Source organism: Candidatus Epulonipiscium sp., from assembly GCA_012519205.1.
Classification (GTDB): Bacteria; Bacillota; Clostridia; order Lachnospirales; family Defluviitaleaceae; genus JAAYQR01.
Genome location: JAAYQR010000024.1, coordinates 1 through 22,437, shown reverse-complemented (window position 1 = coordinate 22,437; position 22,437 = coordinate 1). Strand labels below are relative to the sequence as shown.

Genomic DNA, 22,437 nt, shown 5'->3' with positions numbered 1-22,437 from the left:
CAGAAGGAGGCACAGTGCGCTGGATTATAAAACCCCACAGCAGGTTGAAGATGAGATTCTTGCAGCTTAGTAATCTTTCTATACGTATTAATATCATGCAGAGAGAAAATGTTCAACTTTTTGTGTCCAAAGTATTGACATAGGTCCATTTACTATGAAAATTTGATTTCTCCTGGAAACACTTGTTACATTTTATGAATTTTGGTACAAGATTATTCCTCTTTGTATTGAATAAATCCCTCCCCGACTACTTCTCTTACATCACCAACGATAACAAATGCCTTTTTATCCATTTCTCTCACTATTTCTTTAAGCTGGAAGATTTGTTTTTTTGAAACGACACAAAACAAAATTTCCTTTACATCCTTTGTATACATGCCTCTTCCATTTAATCCTGTTACTCCCCTATCTAATTTTTTCATTATTTCTTGGGAAATAGTATCTCCCTTATCAGAAATAATAAAAACTGCTTTAGAAAAGTGAATACCTTCCAACATATTATCAAGTACTTTCCCTGTGGTATATACTGCAATAATTGCATACATGGTCTTTATAGGGCCAAATATCACTGCTCCTGAAAATATTATAATTGCATCTAAAAACATCATCATCTGTCCTATAGGGAGATGTCTATGATAATATTGAATAATAGTAGCGGCAAGGTCTGTCCCTCCGGTTGTAGCTAAGGCACTAAAGACAAATCCTAATCCAATTCCCCCTAATACACCTCCAAATAAACTAGATAACAAAATATCTGCCGGTGGTGCAGGAATAAATTTTGTGTAGTATAATGCAAAGGATAGGTAAAATGTGGCAAATAGGGTTTTTGTCCCGAAACCCTTTCCTCTTAGTTTCATTCCAACTAGAAATAAAGGAATATTTAAGACAATATTGGTAAGCCAAAGGGGAATACCCCCATTAAAGTATTGTTTTGTTACAGCCTTAATTGCAATTGCTAATCCGGTTACTCCCCCCGTCACCAAATCCTGCTTTTCAAAAAACAGATTTATTGCACAGGCTAGAAGGGTGGTTCCTATAGCAATAAGTATATATTCCTTAAGTGTTTCTTTTTTAAACAATCGTCCCATAGTCTACCTTCCTTAGTCGCGAGCTTGATATGGATTTGATTTTAGTCTATTGCTTCTTAACAGAAGCCTTTAATACATTCCACGCAAAGATAGGAAGCCTAATCATTCTCTTTGCCCTTGTAGGTTGGGTAATTAACCTATAAAACCATTCTAAACCTAATTTTTGGAATACTTGTGGGGCTCTTTTTACCTTTCCCGTCATACCATCAAAGCTACCTCCCACGCCAATACATACTTTAACCGGCAATATTTCTCTATATTTTTCTATGAACTTTTCCTGTTTAGGAGCTCCTAACCCTACTAATAAGATGTCCGGTTCTGCTTCTTGTATTCCTTTAATTATTTTATCTTCTTCTTCAGGTTTAAAATATCCATGCTCAGTCCCTATTATCTTTAATCCTTTATACTTTTCCTTCATAGCTTTGGCTGCTTCCTTGGTAGTTCCGGGGGCCCCCCCTAGAAAATAAAAAGTATAATTTGTCTTTGATAACTCCCTAAAAAGATTTTGAACTAAGTCATAACCTGCAACCCTTTCAGGGAGCTTTGGTCCCCTTAATATTCTAGAAGCCCATACAACTCCTATTCCATCTGGGACAATGAGGGAAGAATGAATAAGGGCTTTCATTAGTTTCCCATCTTTTTGTGCTTCCATTATTATTTCCGGATTTGGGGTATATATTGCATGGCATTTGTTTTCTTTTAAAAGATTAATTGTTTTTTGAAGGGCTTCCTCCATCGTAACCCTATCTATTGGTACACCCATTATGTTAACCTTTTTATCCATTGTTATCTCTCCTTGTATCTTTAAAAGCACTATAAGCCATACCTTTTTATTTAGATAAGAACTTTTTAATAAATTGCATAGGGGTATCTGAAAATTGCAGAAGTTCCTTTTTTCTATATTTAAGTTCTTTCCCATGTTTATCTAGGTTGTTAATTACAGATTCTAGATATGATATTGCTTCATTCTTATTAATATTATCAATATTTAAGGCCTTTCCAACTTTCATAGTATCCACAAAGCTTTTAACTTTAGGATCATAAGATAATCCTAGATAAGGTACCTCTGTAGCTGCAGCCATAATAAGAGAATGAAGTCTCATACCAATAACATAATCCATAGTACTGGTAAATTCCAAAATATCTTTCGGTAAGTATTTTCCTTGATATGTTTTCGAGTTCGGTATTTGTTTGCTTATTTCTTTTGCTATACTCACATCTTCAGGATAGTGCATAGGAACAAAGATTACATCCCATCCCTGATTAGAAAACCAAATTAAAATTTCCTTTATAATTTCAAAAAAACTGCTCTCCACCTCCCAATGCCTTAAGTAAACTCCTACCCTTTTTGTCTCTTTCATTTTTCTATTGACTACATTAAGCCTTAGAACAGGGTCTATTACCACATCAATAGGTTTTTTAATTCCCATTTTAATAAGTTCTCTTTTTGACTTTTCATCCCGTACAGATATAAAATCTACTTTATTGACTATCCATTTTATTAGGAGTCGGTTAAATTTCACAGAAACAGGACCTATCCCTTGGGCATAAAAAACTACCTTTTTTCTAAATAACTTTGCTATTAATACGATGGATAGATAGTATATGACACTTTTGTATCCCGTAATATCTTGAAGGAGGCTCCCTCCTCCACTAATTAATATATCACATTTCCTTATAGCTGATATTATTTCTTTATAATTCCATCTATTCACAGCACCTACATTATATGTAGATGCTGTTTTTTTAGGATTATTAGATAATACCACAATATTGCTTTTTGTTTCTTTTCTTAAACTTTCTATAATAGAATACATCACCGCTTCATCGCCAGTGTTATCAAATCCATAATATCCTGATAGGATTATACTTCCCATAGGTTCCATCTTCTCCCTAATTTATTAATACTTTTTACGATAAATATGAGTATTACTCCTCCAATTAATCCTATCCAAATCCCATGGAAGGTTCTAATAAGAGAAATAAAAATCGGTGTATGAATATGAGAATAAGTATTAATTATGGATATTTGCCCTATGGTAGCACCCAAAAGCAGGGGCATATATTTTTCTTTATATCCATAGTACAATAGCATAAGCATTAGGGGATTGCCAATTAAAAATTCCTTTGTTCGTGGACGCACACCTAGGATTTTTCTAAGTAAGTTTCTAAGTAATATTTCATAAGAAGAGGTTTGACCTGTATTGCCTGTTCTTGTTATATATACTATAAAAACAATGCCTAAAATACCTACAATTAGTAGGGTTAAATAAGTAACTGGATTAAGAAGCATCTTTTTAATCCTTGTGGCTTCTAGGGCCCCTTGCTTATACTCAATAAATATAGGAACTAATATAAGAGGAATTACATGGGCTACCTTGACCCCCCTAAACATATCTAGGGCTAGTATATAAGATGTTTGAGACAGGAGCCCGATGATGCTTAATGCTCCCCCTAAGGAAATAAACGTAATTTTAAAGAACGTAAAAAATGCTTCCTTCCATGTCTTATCTTTATCTGATATACAAGTTATAACTGCCCATGTAGGGTAAAGGATAGCAGCTCCCAATGCCATTGCTTGCCTTGCTAAATTAGGCTGTATTTTTAATAATACCGTCCAAGCCATAAGCCCTCCTAAGACCAAAATCCATGTCCATCTTTCCTTATCGAGCCATCTTCCAAATAAAACAAGAAGAAATAAGGGGCCAAATCCAATTATCCAGATAATAATTGGGTTGGATAAAGGAATATTCATAGGTACAGGATAGTCCGTCGCTTTGTATCCTTCTTCATTTAGTCCTTTTTTAACTGCCTCAACCAATCCGAACCAGTCTTCATAGTCTTTCTTAGGTTCGGCTGTATTTGGCATTTTTACAAGCAGGGCTTTCATATTTCTTTCCATAGAAGCTAACATATATCTGTCTAAGACCTGACTAGGGTTTAAGCTAGCTGTCTCACCGTCTGTTACTGTATGTAGTCTTATGGCATTATATTTCTCGCCTCCATTACTGGCAGTTCGAATAAGAGGGTAAAGTCCCTTTTGCTTCTCGGAATAAAACTCGATGATACCTATCACATTTTTTCTGGCATACTCTTTCATAATAGGTAAATCACTTCCGGGTATTTCTGCATCGTTAAAGTAAATGGGTCCTAAATTTGGGATGCTTCCTACATCTTCTAATACATATTTTAGAGCTTCTTCGGTTACATTAGACCAGGCTCTAATTTGAGGAGATATAGTCAATCCCTGCCCCGCAATAATCTCTAAATCATGCATGGGATATCCGGTTCCTAAATTAAAGATAGTGTTACTGGAAGGACCTGCATCTAAGAATTTTTGATCATTTATGACTATCTCACCATCTTCAGCTATTTTATAGCATAGATGTTTTATTATGGTTCCCCTAATATCATCATTAGACATCCATATATAATAGTGACTGGGTATAATTGTATCAAGATTAATTCCATCCATCATTCCTAAAAGTTTTAATTCTGCCCCTGTAAAGACAGTTATCGCTCCTTGCTCCTCCCAGCTATTCATGTTTCCTGCACCAGCCTGTTTAATTGTTTGCTCTTTTACCAAAACCCCTGTCGCTCCTGCTGCCTTTAATTTAGACACTATTTCTTCTAAGGGTTTCTTATAGTTTTCCGATGCTTTTTTAATATCATTATAATTTACCAACAACTGTATCCCTCTTTGTTTTTGCTCTATTTGTACCCTTGTGATACCCTGAATTCCTGATAAAATTAAGGATATGACAATAATAACAACAGGGAGTACATTTAAAATTTTTTTCATATTGTTCCTCCTAGAATCTCGTTTCAATCTATCCGTTTTTATGGTATAATATCAAATTTTCCTCTGACCATAAAATAAGAATCACTCTCTACATATATTCCCCTTCCATCATCCTTAGGAATAATAATAAGATGGTACTTAGGAATTGACTGACCGCTTATTATATCTACCCCTTCAGTCATATCTTGAAGTCCCCCTGCCGGAGAAGTAATGGCTATACCCTTTCCTCCCCTTAATATTATTTCTGTTCCTTGGGCTCCCATTAGGGTTTGTCCTGATGATACTTCTATAACTTCATAAATCATAGAATTTGATTCTTCTTTTGGCTTAGACTGAGAAAGTCCCCCGACTAAATCCATGAGGGCATTAATTTGTCCATCTACATAACTTTTTGAAACCAAAGGGTCCTGGTTACTGCCTGGGTTACTCCCCATCGCTTTTGAAATATCAAAAAACATAGCTGTTATAAAGAATGCTAAGAGTATTAAGATACTGTGACCTAATTTTCTTTTCATTTGAGAGTCTCCTTTTTTTCATTGCATTTATTTATACGCCGATTGGATTTCATATTTTATCTCCTCTTCATTACTCCTAAATCTTAAAATAGAAAAACCTGTGCTGCTATCATCATAATTGATACTATTTAAATGAAAATATCTAATTCCTTCTCTAATTTGGACCTCTGTCCCTACTTCCTGAAAAGCAATCACAAATATATTTTTGTTTTTTTCTTTTTTAAAATCCCTTAAAACCGTATGGAATAATTCTGCCTCCATGGAATCCTTAAAGCTTCCTGAAGCCTGGGGATTTTTATCCATTACGATTATTATATTGTCCTTTGAGGTATCCAAATCCTTTTGAAGGTATTTCCATTGTTCAGGATTAGTTGCCCTAATCCCACCTTTTGAGGCACTAATTTGAATAATCCTTGTGTTATTTATATCATTTACTTTATATTGGTTGTTCCATTTCATATATGGAACCAATATATCGGGGTCTTTTATATCCATATTACCTGCATAAATGCTAAAGGTGGAGTCTTTGTTCATTTCATTTAATACTTCTTTTTTTATTTTATCATTTAATGGATTGTTTTTATCCAAAAACCCAGTACCCAAAACAGTTATATCATAGTATTTATTGGATGCGGTTTTTGATAGAGTTTTTTCATATTTATCTTTTATCTTAGTGCTCTTAGGCAAATCTTTGATTGTTACCTCATTAGATTCGATACTAGATATATGGTCTATGTAAATGGTATTTTTACGTTCTATCGTGGTGTTAAGCGTGACTGAATATATTTGTTCTAAGGATACTGGAAAACTAGCCGCCGCCGGTATTTCCCCTTGGACATATTTCCATCCTGTCCAATTTATTTGACTTGCAAGGTTAATCACATGGTTTTGACCCTTGGAATCAATTACTTTAGCTCTTAACCAATCCCTTGAGTCATCTCCATAAACCCATATTCCAACTGCCTTGGGTTTTTTCCCTAAGTTTATTGGCTCCTTAAAGTTAATATATGCTGCCTGGGTTTCATTTGGCTTCGCCTTAAAGGAATAATCCATCTTTATAGATTGCTCCCCATGATATTTTATAGTCTTATCAAAAGTTACTTCCCTATTGACATAACTAGGATACGATGTTGCTTCTATTTTTAGTGATTTTTCAAAGGATTCTATAGGTATAACTTTTTTCCCTATAGCTACAGGAATATATATCTTTATTTCACCATAAACGCCTTCTAAAATCCCTTGTCCTACCGTATTGCCCGCAGTCAATTTTTCACCTGTTACTTTTCCTAGGTTAGGATCTACTTTCCATATGATTTTATTTTGGTCAATTGGCGCTTTATAGCCCTCACTATCTAATCCAACAACCCATAAATTAACGCTTTCTCCAGGCTTTATTTTTATGGCAGAAAAATTTGCTTTTAGTTCCTTAGGCTCTTCCATACTTACTATAGAAACACTGCTCTTTATATTTCCAATCTGGGCTGTTATATTTCCGATACCTGTTGTACTTGGATAAAATACATTTTTAGACCACTTACCCTGAATCTTTTCTGTACTCCATTTAATCTCATCCGCAGAAATAGATACGGGATTTAGATTTTCATCGTAGCCTATAATATTCATTGTAACTCCTGTATTCTTAAATACCCTATCTTGTTGTGGTATAATTTTAAGCCCTAATAAGTTTCCAGTAGGGGCATCTAAAAATACTCCAAGACCATTAACAACTTTTCTTTCCGAACCATCGGAGGGTTTGTTTAAAAGAACTGTTTCATATTTACCCATGGGCCTTGCAGCTATGGATGTAGAACCCCCTCCATCTAGGTGGATCGCATCATAAACTCCATATTCAAGGAGCAAAGAAGTCATTTCACTATGAGTTGCACCTATGCTATGGCTTCGTCCGTCCACTGCCACTAAATATAATGTCTTTTTGTCTTTTGAAATACCCAAGGCTGTCCGTGGATTTCTAGTATTAGGAGCTACTAAATGTCCTGGACTTAGTGGAACAAGTCCCCTATCAACAATCTTGCCGGCTCCCCCTAAGGCCATCTGAATTCTATTCATATCCACCGATGTTTCAATGTCAAATTTCACCTTCTGTCCAATCTCAAACTCATCTTTTTTTAAGACTGCAGTCGGTTCATCCATAACGATAACATAACCTTCTTTTGGAACTTCCACTACTTCTCCCTGTTTGGAAATATGCATAACTATATCATCTTCCACAACAATTTTATATAAATTCTTATGTTTTGCATCTATCTCCGCTGTGGATGTGTATGCTTTTCTATCTATGTATACTGCTTTTTTAAAACTGGTTACCTTATTAATCCCCGATAACTCAAGTCCAATCCCTTTTTCATTATAAAATCCCATACGAACCTTACAAAAATCTATAAATGCTTCTTTGTTTTTACCTATAAAAAAGGTTGTCCATTTATTTTCACTTAAATTAATATAATTATATGTAGATACCAATTTTCCATTACGTACTACCATACCCAGCGAACCTGTTGGGTTTTTGGACATATCAAAAAAATCTCCATTTATTCCTGCAACAGCTCCATTTTGTGTGATTAAATCTGTTGTTTTTTCTTTTATATTGTATTGATTGGTTGATTCTATCACATCCAATCTTATTTTGGGATTTGTTAAATCCACTTTTAAAACATGGGTATCAAGCCAGCCATCCTCTGTTAGACGTCTATCTAAGGTATAGCCAACCCCACTTCTAATTTCCTTCTCATTAATATTTTGATATAATACATTGGTTGTTTTTGCATTTATAACTGGTGTAAAACTAGTAGATAGAACAAAAAACAAAGCAATCCATATATAAAATACCTTATTATATTTTCTTTCCATTTAAATCACTCCTTTATTGTCCTTTATTTGTTTAATCTTATTATAATCTATCAACCTCCCTATTCTTTTGCCCTTAAGTGAAATTATATATAAAAACTGTATTCGCAGGAATACAGTTTTTATACTATGTGCTACTTTTCATCTAAACCCAGTACTATTTGTATATCTACGTTTGCATCTAATGTAGAATCATTAATTATAACTGTACTATTTTCAAAGTACTCTTTAAGATCTTCGCCCCATCCTTCTTTCTTGACGAAAATTCTCGTCTTTTGTTCCTTTGTTCCTTTATAGTTTCCTATTTTCACAACATTATAACCAGCTATCTTTAATTCATCGCTGGTTTTTTGAGCCAATCCTCCGACAGAACCTCCATTTAAAACTTCTATGTGGGCATCCTTGCTATCCTCTGTTGTAGGGGGTTCCTCTTTTTTCTCATCTGTATAAAATATCTTATCCACTAATTCTTTTGTTTCTATTTCATCATGAATAAAATATGATTTGGAGCCTATCATTCTAGCTTCCCCTGGAATAGTAACCATATTTATATTCTCTAAATCTATATCACTTAAATACTTAACATATTTAAGGGCATCATCTAGGTTAACATCTGTATCTATATACTTGAATAAGGTTGTAACGATGGAAGGAATATTAGGTATATTTCTAGGGCTTAGAGCCTTTTTAGCAAAGGCTTTTAGGAATAACTGTTGGGTTTCTATTCTTCCTAAATCCCCATAGCCACTACCATCATTGTTTTTTCTCCAGCGGACCAGTTGTTCGGCCTCTTTTCCATATAAAGTCTGAGGTCCTGCCTTTAGATTAATGTATAATCCACCGGATCTATCGACATAATAAAAATCCCTAGGTAAATTAATATCAACTCCGTCCATTTTGTCTACTATTTTACGAAAACCTTCTAGATTCATTTTAATATAATAATCTATTTTGATGCCAAGAAGCCTTTCTATCTCTTTAACAGAGTATTCGCTTGCTCTTTCCTTCCCTGCATAAGCATGGACTTCATTAATTTTTACCGTATCAGGAACCCTGGAATTCCTGCTTCTCATATCTGCTAGAGTCGCCTCCGTTAAAAACACCCTTGTATCCCTTGGAATAGAAATAAGATCTATTTTCTTAGTTTCGCTATTAAAAGTTGCAACCATCATTACATCGGTTCTTGTCTGGTCCTCATCAACTCCAAATATTGCTACATTGGTTCTAATTTTCTTTGGGTTCTTCTTAAAAAAGTCAAGAACACCTTTTTTATCTTCATCAGTATTGTCATCCTCTACAATATCCCTGTCCTTTGTAAAATGCAGGTATCCTGTAGTTCCAATACCAGCTAGTACCAAAAAGGAAAAGACCATTAAAAATACTATAGAAAAAAATCTCCTAATCAGATAAGCTTTGCTTTTTTTCTTGTCCTTGTTAGCCATTTATTTCACTCCTAATATCTGTCTACTACTATTTATTAAATAGTTTATCTAATATTTCCTTTGTTTTTTCTTCATACTGTATCTCATACCAAATATCATCAATTTTTTCTCCGCCAGTTGGAATGGTCACCATATTTTCTTCTTTAAAAATATCTTCCACATTAATATCCACTAAATATTTTATATATTTAATTCCGTCCATTAATGTAAAGTCTGTTTCTATATATTTATATCCTTCTTTAACCAACTCTATTATTTTAATAGGATTTTTGATTCCTAAAACTTTCTTACCTAAGACCTTTAAAACTGCCTGCTGCATTCTAATTCTTCCCATATCACCATCGATATATCCATAGCGACATCTAACCAGCTGTTCTGCCTTTTCTCCATCTAAAACTTGCAATCCTTTTTTCAGATGAATATGAAGGCCTTGAGACCAATCATCATAATCTAGGTTTTGAGGCACATCAATTTCAATCCCATCAACCAAATCAATGATGGCCCTAAATCCATCCAAATCCACTTTAACATAATATTCCATGGGAATACCTACTATTTCTTCTGCTATTTTTTTCAAGGTTGTTATTGCTTTTTCATCATTTCCAGCATTACTATATACCTCTGTTAATTTACAATAGCTTATTTTAAGGGAATCATTTTCTTCTTTAATATGTGAATATCTAAAGTCATTAAAATTTATATATAAATCTCTTGGGATAGATATGAATTTTATGGTATTATCCTTCGGATTAAAATTTGCTATCATTACTGTATCTGCTAATCCCTTTGATTCATCAACACCGATAATTAAAGCTGTAATTTCTTCTACTTTTGGTTTTTCTTTATCACTAGAATTATCCCCTGTATTTTTATTTTTGTTATCCTCTAAAGTGTCTTTTGATATGGTTTCTTGGGTAGTATCAAAATCATCAATTTTTCCGATAAATCCAACAACAATTAATACAATCCCAAAAATACATGTAATAGCACCTAAAAATATTATTATTTTTGTTGTTTTATTATTATTCGTTTTCTTATTATCGTTCATCCTTTCCACCTCTTTTGCCATTCTTTATATTATCATATATTCATTACAAACTTGCAACAAAACCATAACATTTTCTTGGCAAAAATTCTGATATCCTTTATAATTTTCTTAAATCCATTCATAATGGAAGTGCAAATCTATAATAATCTAAAATCAATCAATTGTAAATAAAGCTTCTTACACTTTTTACAATAATATTTTGCTTAGAGGTGAAAGACTTGGATTTTAAAAATAAGATAGTTTTAGTAACGGGCTCTTCAAGAGGTATAGGAAAAGAAATTGCTCTAACCTTTGCCAAAAAAGGAGCAACCCTCATAATCAATGGTTCTAAGAATGAAGAAGACCTAAAAATTCTTCAAAAAGATATAGAAAAACTAGGTGGAAAATGTCTTTATTTTTTAGGAGATGTGTCCGATTATGATTTTGTTTCATCTATGTTTAAAACTATATATAAAAATTTTGAGCAAATAGATGTACTTATCAACAATGCAGGAATTTCTCATATAGGGTTATTCACAGAATTAACACCCAAGCAGTGGAAAAGAATTATAAATGTTAATTTGGACTCTATATATAATTGTACCCATAATGCCCTTTCGCCTATGATTAGAAATCATAGGGGAAGTATTATTAATATATCTTCTATTTGGGGTATTAGTGGAGCTTCCTGTGAAGTAGCTTACTCCACTTCTAAAGGTGGGATTAATAGCTTTACTAAGGCTCTTGCTAAAGAATTAGGGCCCTCTAATATAAGAATTAATGCCATAGCCTGTGGGGTAATTGATACTACTATGAATGATTTCCTCAGTAAAGATGAAAAAGATGAACTGATAAACCAAATACCCCTAATGTCCATGGGAAGCCCCAGTGATGTTGCCAATTTATGTTTATATCTTGCATCTGATAAATCAAAATATATGACAGGACAAATTATTTCCTTAGATGGAGGTATGCTCTAAAACTTGAGAATTTTTTCTTTTAAAAATGATATTTCTTTATTATTGGCTCTTTTTTCCCTAGGGATATCGATGGTAATCCTATCTATTATTTCCCCAGGCTTTTGGGATAACATAATTATTTCATCCCCCAAAAAAAGAGCTTCTTCTATATCATGAGTTACGGATATAATTGTATTATTGACTTCTTTATGTAAGATATAAACCTCCTTTAAAAGTTTTTCTTTTAGTTTTATATCTAAGGCCTGAAAGGGTTCATCCATAAGTAAAATATCATGGGAATATATAAATGCCCTAATAATCGAAACCCTTTGTTTCATTCCGCCACTTAATTCTCTTGGATAGGAATTAGAGTAGTCCTTAAGCTCCATAATCTCTAAGTATTCATCTATTTTTTTCATTTCCTTTTTGGAACAAACTAATTCCAAATTTGATTTAACAGTTTTCCAAGGAAGTAGTCTAGATTCCTGAAAAATATAACTTACACTCTTTCCCCTTAAATCTATACTGCCTTTGTCATAGGTTTCAAGTTCTGCAATCATCCTAAGAAGAGTTGTTTTTCCGCAACCCGAAGGCCCAAGTATGCAGTATATTTTCCCAAAGCCTATATCAAGGGAAAAGTCCTGAAATACAATAGTATCATTAAAGCTTTTCGATAAATTTCTAATCATAATTTCACCACCATTTTCTTGTAACTGTCACTTCTATATGCTTAACCAATTTACTAAATCCATGCCCAAGAAAGACCAAAATCCCCGTCCATACAAAAACTTGTCCTATTTCAAGATTAATCCTAGCAACCCCCATAGCAGCGCCAATCCCTGTTCTAGCAGTCAATAGCTCTGCCATGGCAACCCCTTTCCAGGTCAAGCCACTACCAATAGAACAGCCTGCCATAAAATAAGGGAAAATCTGTGGGATATATATATGAAAGATTTTCTTTCCTAAAGGGAGCTTATAAACCTTCGCCATTTCCATCAAAGAAATATCTAGCTGCTTTGTTCCCTGCATCACATTTACAATGATAAAAGGGATAACTATAATAAAGATAATAAAAATAGCAGCGGCTCCATCCCCCGTCCCAAACCATAACCACCCAAGAATAAGCCATGACACCGTAGGCGCTGTTTGGGCCAACACTAAAAACGGATGAAAAAATGTTTCTATTTCTTCCCTTAATCCCATAAAAAAACCCAAGGGGGTCCCAATAATTACAGCCAACAAAAACCCTAAAAGTCCTCTTCCCATAGAAATAATAATGTCCATCCAAAATTCCCTTTTATACATTAAAATAAATAAGGTTTTGGTTGTTTCCATGGGGGATGGTATAATCAAAGGATTAAAGAGCATCGAAAGAACCTGCCAAATAATTATAAATATAAAAATAGAAATAAGAAGAGTTATCTTCTTATTTCTTATAATAAAATCCTTCATCAGGTAATTTGCCTCCTATCATATCCTTCGATATCTCATTTAGGGCATTAAGATAAATTTCCACATCGGCCCTTGCATCTTCCGCAGTAACAAACTCCAATTTCGTCCGTGTCATAGAATTTACAAAAACCTGAGATGGTATTTCTAGCTTTTCTTCTACCAAAGAAGATATTGATGCCGAATCACTAACAACTGCCTCTAGAGCGGTTTTATAGGCATTTTGAAAATTTTCTACTATCTCTGGATATTCATTAGCAAAAGAAGTTCTTACAACAATTCCTGTTTGTGGAAGTCTACTACCTTCTTGATTAACCTTTTCCCATTCACTACTGTAATCCATAGCTATCTCCATATTCTCTGATTTCATAAGACCTTGAGTTGCTAAAGGTTCAGGAAGTACAACGATATCTGCTTTACCTGCGATGGTCCATTGGAGCATTTCAGGAGAAGTACCATAGGATATACTTATATCATCATCACCTATGCCATTTTTACTAAGAAGATATCTAGTAATAACATCGGGACTTGAGCCTTGGGCTCCTACGAATAACTCCTTACCTTTTAAATCTTCCCAAGACTTTACTTTACCGTCTCGGGAAAGCAAATACAAAATACCCCAGGTATTAACATTAAGCAAGGATATATCTGCCTCCTTGTTATATAATTTCGAGGACACATTAACGGGAAGGACTGTAAAATCCGCTTCCCCACGGGCAATACGGGTCGTAGCTTCCTCTACATTTTTATACAAAATGAATTCTACTTTATCCCCTAACATTTTATCTTCTACTATTTTAACCAATGGAGATGTAGGGGGTGCAATCGGTGCCTGAATGATTATTTTATCTGGTGTATTACCTTTACCATTCACCGCACTGCCACTACTACATCCTACCGCCAATATAGAAACCATTATCAGTAAGAAAACTACATTAAATCTTTTCATATTATCTCTCCCAAACTTTCTAATATACTAAAAACGATATAAGTATATTACACAATAGCTTTCTTGTCAAAATCAATTCCCAAGCTACAATCTAAATATAAAAAACTAATAACTATCTTGGTACCAATCTAAGGTCAAATCACTTTATAGGATTTAATTGATTATTCTATAAAGGTGGTATACAATCATAGAAAAGAGCTATGACAAGGGTGATATTATGACTCTACAACAACTTAAATATATTATTAAAATTGTTGAATGTGGTTCAATAACTGAAGCTGCTAAACAACTTTTTATCACACAACCCAGTCTATCGACTGCTGTTAAAGAACTTGAAAAAGAATTGAAAATAGAGATATTTTACCGAACTACTAAGGGTACATCCTTGACTATTGATGGTACCGAGTTTCTATCTTATGCCCGCCAGATTATTGAACAAACAGAGCTTATGGAACAGCGTTATAAACAAAAAAAACCATCAAAGCAGCTTTGCTCAATATCCACCCAACATTATGCTTTTGCCGTTAATGCTTTTGTTGAATTACTTTTAGATTTGAATGTAGATGAATATGAATTTATACTTCGAGAAACGAGGACCCATGAAATTATTGAAGATGTCAAAAATTTTCGCAGCGAGATTGGGATTCTATATTTTAGTGATTTCAATGAAAAAGTTCTTTATAAGCTCTTAAAAGAAAATCATTTAGTATTCAACCTTCTTTTTGAAGCTGAGCCCCATGTTTTTATCAGTTCAAAACATCCCCTTGCTAAAAATCTATCTATCACCCTTGAAGATTTGGATAGTTATCCTTTCTTGGCATTTGAACAAGGCGAATATAATTCTTTTTATTTTTCAGAAGAAATCCTAAGTACTATTCCCCGAAAGAAAACCATCTATGTTAGTGATCGTGCTACACTTTTCAATCTGTTAATTGGGTTAAATGGATATACAATTTGTTCAGGGGTTTTAAGTAGTGACCTTAATGGAGAAAACATAATTGCTGTACCCCTTATAACAGATGAACGAATGCGCATTGGATGGATTACCAATGAAAAATCCCATCTTAGCTTGTTAGCCCTTGATTATATATCAAAACTAAAAAAAGTAATTTGTGAATATGGATATAAGATAAAATAGGAAAATATCTCTGATTTTAATTAAACAGAGGCATTTTATTACGAAACCACTAAGGTATGTATAGCTTCATAAATTCTATGGGCAATATATGGATTATTCATCGTGTATAAGTGTATCCCATCAACTCCTTGAGCTATCAAGTCCACTATCTGGTCAATTGCATAAGCAATTCCAGCATCTCTCAATGCCTTTGGATTATTTTCGTATTTATTCATAATCGATAAAAATTTCTTAGGAAGATTAACACCACAAAGAGTAACCATACGTTCAATCTGCTTCTTGTTTACAACCGGCATAATACCAGCCTGTATTGGAACATTAATTCCTGCAATATTAATTCGTTCTAAAAATGAATAAAAGTATTCATTATCAAAAAATAATTGAGTTATCAATTGGTTTACACCTGCATCTACCTTAACTTTTAGATTATGAATATCTTCAACAACCGTTGGTGATTCGATATGCCCTTCTGGATAACAAGCTGCTATAATATTAAAATTACTATTTCCTTTTATAAATGAAATCAAATCACTAGCATACTTAAACTCATTCTTTGGAGTGATATTTGGATTTGTGTCCCCCCGTAATGCAAGTATATTTTCTACTTTAGCATCCTCTAAATGCCCCATTATTTCGAGAACATCTTTTTTCGTAAGATTAATACAAGGAAGGTGAGCAACACTTTCAATCCCATATTTATTCTTAATATCGGAGGCTATTTTAAGTGTATCCGAGTTACTTTTACTTCCCCCTGCCCCGTATGTTACACTTATGAAATCAGGGTTAAGTTCTTTTAATTCGTCTACCGTATCATAAATCGTGTTTATAGAACCTGTTCGCTTAGGCGGAAATATCTCAAATGATAAAACCCTTTTTGTTTTAAATAATTCAGATGTATGCATAGTAATCTACCTTTCGTTATTCTATGCTAAGATAGTATCACAAGTCCTTGCTATAATGTAATTCCTATTTCCTATCTTCTCCCATAGTTTGTAACTATGACCCTATATATCCTTAATCTTCGATTTAAATTAACGGTGCCCCAATAAAGAACCATTAGGAACCGTCCCCGATGATACCCGATGATAAAAATCCCCCAAACATAATAGTTTGAGGGATTTTCATTTTTGATAATATTATCTCTTACGTAACTGATGTACGGAATTAATTTTTCTCAGACGCACAATATATAGTACCAATACCAAGACCTCCAACACTATATATTGCGCATTTCATTTTTTCCATTTCCAACCGTGCGTAAATCGTGTGTAAATTCAAGGTTTATATTTCGGATCACCCATGTAAAACTCAACCTCACCTCGAGAATTGGTAAGCGTAACGTCTGTAATACCACTTTTCTTTAAATGCTTATACAGGTTTTCATACAGCATGGTTCGGATATCATCATAATCTGTATAATGCTTAAAAATTTTATCTGCAAGACCTTTTATTTCTTTGCCGGATATTGGCATCGTGCAATATTCCCTGATGGATGGACCAAATTCCGAGCCATCTCGCGCTTGCTCATATTTCTCCAATATATATCTGCCGGTATCATCTTTACGATAGGTGATTGCCGCCGGAATGATACTACCACCTTCTTTTGATAAAGTGCTACCAAAAAGTTTATACCTTGCGCTATAAGTGGTCACAAAAACCTTTAGACTATCTTCTTCCTCATAGCTTCCAAATACTTTTGGCGCAACAATTATGAAACCGCCTCTTTTATTAGAAGCTGAGTCCATTTCAATTTCAGTATCATAGACTAGCTTTTCAATTGTGTCTTGACCGTCATACTCATAATTTGGAAGTATAACCTCCTGACGTATGGATAGGGCATCGTACCATTCTTGAGGAGACAGTGAGTCATCAGTAACATTATTTCGTGATCCCAAAAGTTCCTTGCACAATTGCATCATAATTTGCCCACGCAGCCCTTCTACATTGCCAACTTCAAACTGGGTTAGCATGTACTGCAAGGCATCTTCACCACCATACTTGAAGAAGTATTCATATTCGTTCTTATGAGCATTGATATAATCCTGCGGATTGGAAGAAGTTTTTGGCGAGGACATAATGATATCAAGTTTACTTTCAACTTCAGAACTAATTTGAGTATCAAAATTGGCATCCTTATTTTGTTCAGGCTTCTTAAAACTAGAAGATAAAGCATTATAAATATTCTCGAATTCTTTAGCTTGATTGTAAGGTATCTCATACCAGTCACCGCCAGATTCTTTAAAAAACTTATTCCCAAAATGAACATATTCCACACTTGTGCCATTACTATAATAAATTGTTATAATATAAGACATCCCGTTATATCGACCAACATCTTTAGTTGTCTTTTTTAAATCTAAACTATTAAAATAATTTATAATATCTATTATCTGATGTTTGTCTTCAGTAGTTTTAAGATTACTGTCGTTACCTTGTTGTGTCTTAACAGTAATTTTTGGAACATCATTAGTGTTGTTTATAATTGACTTGTCACTAGGTGCAGCTTTGGGATCTGCCATTAGTCCAATTCCAACTATTGTCACAATCACAATTGAAAAAACGATTATCCAAAACCTTGGTCTTTTATAATTTAACACGTTTTTAATTCTCCCTTTTAAATTTCCCTCACCAAAAGCAAGAGGGCTACCATTTAAAATATGCTTTCCGCTAGCAAGCGACAATAATGAATTAGCATAAGGCTTTTTAATATCTTCATTCATTTCTTTCAGTACTCTCTCGTCACAGGATAGTTCCATATCCTTACTCATTAATATAAACGCAATCCATACAAGGGGATTGAACCAGTGCACAGACAATGTTAGGAAAGCTAACACTTTAATCATGTGGTCTTTTCGGTGGATATGGGTCTGTTCATGTAGCAAAATATAGCTTCTTTCGGTAGCGTTCAGCCCAACCGGTAAATATATCTTAGGTTTTATTAATCCAAGCACAAATGGCGTTTTCAAATTCTTAGCTTCGAAGATATTCTGCTCTATTAATTGTGAACTTTTAAGCTGTCTCTTTAAGATCAAAATAGATACAAAACTATACACAAGCAATGCTATTATACCTAAAACCCAGATGTATGCTCCTATTTCCACGTAAATCTGGAGTGGATTTGCACTTGCTCCAACAGTCGGTACGGGAAGTGAGTTGTTTATTAATGAGTCAACTACTCCTATCCCACTGTTAACCTGTGGACTTTGCTGATAGATGATATCATGAGGGATTGGTACAACATTCGTATTTCGTGGCATAAGACTAAACATGCTTTCAAAGGAGAATGGAATTATAAGGCGAAAAGCGGCCACACCCCATAAGGCATAGGAGATAACCTTTGGAGCTTTTTTGAGTAGCAGCCTGATAAGTATTACAAAAATGATTACATAACCTGCTGTAAGGCTCATATTTAAAACAGTAAGAAATAATTCACTCATTGCTACACCTCCTTGTGCTCATCAATCAATCTTTTCAACTCTTCCGCTTGATGATTACTTAATTTCTTCCCACTAATAAAAGATGTCAGAAACTTTGGCAATGACCCTCCAAAAGTATCCTCAACAAAACGTATACTTTGATTTGCATAATATTCATCCTTTGTGATTAGAGATGAAACTACAGCGTTCTTATTTTGAAAGATGCCTTTTTCACACAATTTTTTTAGTACTGTATATGTCGTAGACTTTTTCCAATTCATTTCTTTTTCACTCAATTTCACAAGGTCGCCTGAACCAACCGGTTCGTTATTCCAGATTAATTCAGCAAATTTTTCTTCAGTTTCTGCAAGTTTATAATACTTCATGATAACCCTCCTTGGTTTATTGGGTATAGACCTTATATTATAAGTCTATACCCAATAAACCAAATTGTCAATGATTATTTCGCATAACATAAATAGAGCCACATTTCTGTGACTCCTTCATTTTAATATTAGAATCTTGCGTGGGATCAAATTACTTAAAATTTATATTTTAAATTTTTACGAAATTAAATTTAATGTTTAACTATTCAATTACTAGATCTGCATCTCTTGATTTGTATACTATTCTTCTAACTTCCATTATACCATCAATAACGACATAATAAACTACAAAATTATCTACATAGATTCGATAATATTGATGTTTTCTTTTTCTGTTAGATTTAAATGGCTCAAAGGCTAATGGACAGTACGATCTCTCCAATATTGCCTTTTCAATCTTATTAACTAAATTAATTGCACTTCCAGGACTATAAAGTTTAAGTACAATATAGTCAACAATTTCATTAAGATCTTCTACATATTTAGGAAGGTACCTTAAAGTATATTTACTTTCCAGCATTTATTCTTTCCCTCACTCTTGAAAAAACTTCATCATGAGTATATCTGGTATCAGTTAAATCTGCTTCTTTATCTGCTTCATCCAACTTAAATTCTATTCCATCTGTTAATTCAGCATATCTTTCCAGGCTTAATGCGACCATAGAACCATATCCATTCTTTGTAAGATACACTGGCTGTCCTTCTCTTATAACCATATCTTCAATTTCCGGGAACTTATTTCTTAAATCTGATACAGGTCTGATCTGAATCATACTTTCACCTCACTATACTATAATTCATCATTTTTCTATCATTATTTTATCACTATTTTATCACAGAGTCAATATGTTTAACTTATTATAATAAAAAAGCTCCTATATATTCCGTATGAAAATGTCTCGGGTTCAATTTTAAAATATTCTCCATCTTTAGTAAATTATGATATTACCCACAATACAACATAAAACAATTTATTTATCAATTATATTAATTTAATAGTATGTTTTAATCAAAATAAAAAGAGCCACATCTCTGTGACTCCTTAATTTTAATATTAAAAATCTTATCTCTTTGAGAACTGATGTACGAAATTAATTTGTCTAAATTAGTACTATATATAGTACTAATTACACGATTTCAATCACTATATATTGATAATTTTAAATTTCTCATTTATGACCGTGCGTAAATCGTGCGTGAATTGATTATCACTCATAATTTACATATAAGAAAATATTAATTATAGAATACCATCCCATTGACATGGTTATAAGCAATAAAAAAGTGCCGCACCATAAACTTAAGTACAACACTCTTTTTGTTTTAGTAATAGTCCCTCTAAAAGGAGCTATCATTTCCCGATAAATATCTGAACTTTTATATAGAAAGCTCATTTAAACTGTAGAACATCGCCAATTAACGTTCAAAATTTATCGCGGTTTGGGCGGCTATCAAAATAGATCTATCGTCGTATTTTCACATTATATAACACTTTTTAAGATAATATATTCCGTTTTTGCGAAATAAAAATGTTACATTTGAGATAATAACACTAAAATAATTCTGATTATAGTATCTCTCCAGTTAACATAGCCACAGATAAATAATTTTTGTATTTTTCAAGTCTCTAATTGGAATAATCTTTGGCATAGCCGTCCATTATCTCCTTTATAGAGTATCGACTCTGCTAAAGCTGTTTAAAATATCTATGGTTTGTTTAAAATCCAGACTTGAAGTTTTATAGGTATATCGGTATCCGTCTTTATTCCATACATAGTCAAAAGTTAGCTTGTTGCCTCCTATTATTACCACTTCTCCTGTTTGTGATATTTTTATTTCAGCCTTATCCCATGCAGTGGCTAATTCTTTTAAAGCTTCATGAGAAAGTGATGAACCTCTAAATTCAAAATTCCATTCCTTGTGCTCCCACCATAATGCTGTGCCTTGATCCTTTTCATATGCCTTTATACCATGTATTAGTTCAAAGCTTTCAGCATCTTTAGGAATATCATTGATCAAATCAGGTGTTGTGCTTACAATTTTTTCTCCATTTATTGCCCCAACAAAATCGGATTGGCTGACTGGCCCGTTTTTATCTAATAAGTCGTTCCTATCATTAAATTTAACAGGTACATTTACTTTGTAAACATTTATGCTGTAAAAGTCTTCATTTCCTGTTAATTCATAATAATAATTCTGTCCACCCTTATTAGTTTCAGCAATATCCTGTTTTATTGGCTGCCACGATTCAGGTAAATAAATTGGCAAGTTAGTAGTTTCTCTAACCCATGTAACCACATTAGATAGTGTGGAGAACACCTGTGCCCTAACTACCGGAACCTGAAAAATACTTATAATCAACATAAAACACATAAAAGATGCAGCTAATACTAATCTTCTTTTACGACTTTTATTCGAAACAATTTCCATAGAGGTACATATTTTAACTTGATTTTTTAGACTTTCTGATGGTGCCATATTTTCCATTAATGTATCCATATCCCCACGGAAGCTTTTCAATCTTTCATCAATATTTTTCATCATAATCACCTCCAAGTTTTAATTGTTTTTTTAATACCTCTTTTGACCTGTGAAGTCTACTGCGTACCGTTCCAAAAGGAATTTTTAGTATATCGGCAATTTCATTCTGGGATAAATCATGATAATAGTAAAGGATTAGCACCTCTCTTAATGGAAGCGAAATTTTCAAAACCTGTTCTAATAATTCCTGCCTTTCTTCATGGTGCAAAACAATGCTTTCGGGATTTAAGGTAGTATCAACTTCCGGCAGTACATAGTCTTTCGTTTCCCAATTTAGCAAAATTCGTTTAAACCAGTTAGATTTCAAGTAATCCTTACATTGATTTATAGTAATTTTTAAAATCCATGTCCTTATACTTGCTTCTCCTCTGTATGTATTCATTTTTTTATATGCTTTTAAAAATACCTCTTGAAACATATCTTCCGCAATGGATATGTCTTTTACATAAAAAAAAGCTGTGCGTAAAACTTCTGCCCCGTAAACATTCATCCATTTATCTAATAATTCATCTTTTTCAGTTCTCATATCAATCCCCCATGCTCTATTATTTCATTGTACACTTATTAGACGACTAATAGTGTATATTTACTCCCTTAAATATTGAAGTTTATACGAATCTTTTTTTGTATCTATTTATACGTTGGTATTTTGTCTAAAATGGAATGATGCCCAAAAAATCCAAAGTAATAATAATTTAAGTCCCTTTATAACGTAAGTGCTTCAAAAGATGATGTCTAGCTATATTATAATCATTCTGATAAGCTAGTGATATCATTTTTTGAAGCACTTTTTATGTTTATGATTCAATCTGCATTCTTCCGGCAATTCATTTGACCAAGGCAGGTACTTGTCTAGAAGT

Annotated in this window: 19 protein-coding genes and 2 pseudogenes; 2 read left to right on the top strand and 19 right to left on the bottom strand. The window is 33.4% G+C overall.

The window, feature by feature from the left end; genetic code table 11:
• Positions 1-212: 212 nt before the first annotated feature.
• The 8 genes from GX308_07975 to GX308_07940 form a co-directional block, all read right to left on the bottom strand.
• Entirely contained in the window at positions 213-1,088 is an 876-nt protein-coding gene (locus GX308_07975; protein NLK22005.1) for a YitT family protein, read from the bottom strand.
• A 46-nt stretch (positions 1,089-1,134) separates the two neighbouring features.
• On the bottom strand, positions 1,135-1,872 hold the full coding sequence (locus GX308_07970; GenBank protein NLK22004.1) for a WecB/TagA/CpsF family glycosyltransferase: 738 nt from the start codon (positions 1,870-1,872) through the stop codon (positions 1,135-1,137).
• A 46-nt stretch (positions 1,873-1,918) separates the two neighbouring features.
• Entirely contained in the window at positions 1,919-2,965 is a 1,047-nt protein-coding gene (gene csaB, locus GX308_07965; GenBank protein NLK22003.1) for a polysaccharide pyruvyl transferase CsaB, read from the bottom strand.
• Positions 2,953-4,890, bottom strand: a complete 1,938-nt coding sequence (locus GX308_07960; protein NLK22002.1) for a hypothetical protein — start codon at positions 4,888-4,890, stop codon at positions 2,953-2,955. The genes csaB and GX308_07960 overlap by 13 nt, the downstream gene beginning before the upstream one ends.
• 38 nt (positions 4,891-4,928) lie before the next feature.
• On the bottom strand, positions 4,929-5,405 hold the full coding sequence (locus GX308_07955; GenBank protein ID NLK22001.1) for a hypothetical protein: 477 nt from the start codon (positions 5,403-5,405) through the stop codon (positions 4,929-4,931).
• Positions 5,406-5,432: 27 nt separating this feature from the next.
• Positions 5,433-8,273 (bottom strand): phosphodiester glycosidase family protein, encoded by a 2,841-nt coding sequence (locus GX308_07950; protein ID NLK22000.1) that lies wholly within the window; start codon positions 8,271-8,273, stop codon positions 5,433-5,435.
• A 131-nt stretch (positions 8,274-8,404) separates the two neighbouring features.
• Positions 8,405-9,712, bottom strand: a complete 1,308-nt coding sequence (locus GX308_07945) for an LCP family protein (GenBank protein ID NLK21999.1) — start codon at positions 9,710-9,712, stop codon at positions 8,405-8,407.
• A gap of 28 nt (positions 9,713-9,740) precedes the next feature.
• On the bottom strand, positions 9,741-10,760 hold the full coding sequence (locus tag GX308_07940; protein NLK21998.1) for an LCP family protein: 1,020 nt from the start codon (positions 10,758-10,760) through the stop codon (positions 9,741-9,743).
• Positions 10,761-10,978: 218 nt separating this feature from the next.
• Between GX308_07940 and GX308_07935 the strand changes: the two genes are divergently transcribed.
• Positions 10,979-11,719: an SDR family oxidoreductase gene (locus GX308_07935; protein NLK21997.1), complete on the top strand. Its 741-nt coding sequence runs from the start codon at positions 10,979-10,981 to the stop codon at positions 11,717-11,719.
• On the opposite strand, the gene GX308_07930 is transcribed toward GX308_07935, so the two are convergent.
• From GX308_07930 to GX308_07920, 3 genes are read right to left on the bottom strand one after another with little or no spacing between them, the layout of a single operon-like run.
• A complete protein-coding gene (locus GX308_07930; protein NLK21996.1) occupies positions 11,716-12,387 on the bottom strand; it encodes an ABC transporter ATP-binding protein in 672 nt (223 codons plus the stop codon). The genes GX308_07935 and GX308_07930 overlap by 4 nt on opposite strands.
• A 4-nt stretch (positions 12,388-12,391) precedes the next feature.
• Positions 12,392-13,150 carry an ABC transporter permease subunit gene (locus tag GX308_07925; GenBank protein NLK21995.1) on the bottom strand — a complete coding sequence of 253 codons (759 nt, stop codon included), beginning with the start codon at positions 13,148-13,150 and terminating at the stop codon, positions 12,392-12,394.
• The gene (locus GX308_07920; protein ID NLK21994.1) at positions 13,125-14,096 is read right to left on the bottom strand and encodes an ABC transporter substrate-binding protein; all 972 of its coding nucleotides are present in this window, start codon (positions 14,094-14,096) and stop codon (positions 13,125-13,127) included. Before GX308_07920 ends, GX308_07925 begins: the two co-directional genes overlap by 26 nt.
• A 217-nt stretch (positions 14,097-14,313) precedes the next feature.
• On the opposite strand from GX308_07920, the gene GX308_07915 reads away from it, so the two are divergent.
• The gene (locus GX308_07915; GenBank protein ID NLK21993.1) at positions 14,314-15,234 is read left to right on the top strand and encodes a LysR family transcriptional regulator; all 921 of its coding nucleotides are present in this window, start codon (positions 14,314-14,316) and stop codon (positions 15,232-15,234) included.
• 38 nt (positions 15,235-15,272) lie between these two features.
• Here GX308_07915 and metF read toward each other — a convergent pair whose 3' ends face one another.
• From metF to GX308_07875, 8 genes and pseudogenes are all read right to left on the bottom strand, one after another.
• Complete coding sequence (gene metF, locus GX308_07910; protein NLK21992.1) at positions 15,273-16,136, bottom strand: methylenetetrahydrofolate reductase [NAD(P)H]; 864 nt, start codon at positions 16,134-16,136, stop codon at positions 15,273-15,275.
• A 372-nt stretch (positions 16,137-16,508) separates the two neighbouring features.
• Positions 16,509-17,336 (bottom strand): annotated as a pseudogene (locus tag GX308_07905) (peptidase).
• A 291-nt stretch (positions 17,337-17,627) separates the two neighbouring features.
• Positions 17,628-18,671: pseudogene (locus GX308_07900) on the bottom strand (peptidase M56).
• 2 nt (positions 18,672-18,673) lie between these two features.
• The gene (locus GX308_07895; protein ID NLK21991.1) at positions 18,674-19,036 is read right to left on the bottom strand and encodes a BlaI/MecI/CopY family transcriptional regulator; all 363 of its coding nucleotides are present in this window, start codon (positions 19,034-19,036) and stop codon (positions 18,674-18,676) included.
• Positions 19,037-19,238: 202 nt separating this feature from the next.
• Entirely contained in the window at positions 19,239-19,553 is a 315-nt protein-coding gene (locus GX308_07890; protein NLK21990.1) for a type II toxin-antitoxin system RelE/ParE family toxin, read from the bottom strand.
• Entirely contained in the window at positions 19,543-19,809 is a 267-nt protein-coding gene (locus GX308_07885; GenBank protein ID NLK21989.1) for a type II toxin-antitoxin system Phd/YefM family antitoxin, read from the bottom strand. The genes GX308_07890 and GX308_07885 overlap by 11 nt, the downstream gene beginning before the upstream one ends.
• A gap of 895 nt (positions 19,810-20,704) precedes the next feature.
• Positions 20,705-21,580 (bottom strand): hypothetical protein, encoded by an 876-nt coding sequence (locus GX308_07880; protein NLK21988.1) that lies wholly within the window; start codon positions 21,578-21,580, stop codon positions 20,705-20,707.
• Positions 21,564-22,103, bottom strand: a complete 540-nt coding sequence (locus GX308_07875) for a sigma-70 family RNA polymerase sigma factor (protein NLK21987.1) — start codon at positions 22,101-22,103, stop codon at positions 21,564-21,566. The genes GX308_07880 and GX308_07875 overlap by 17 nt, the downstream gene beginning before the upstream one ends.
• Positions 22,104-22,437: the final 334 nt, after the last annotated feature.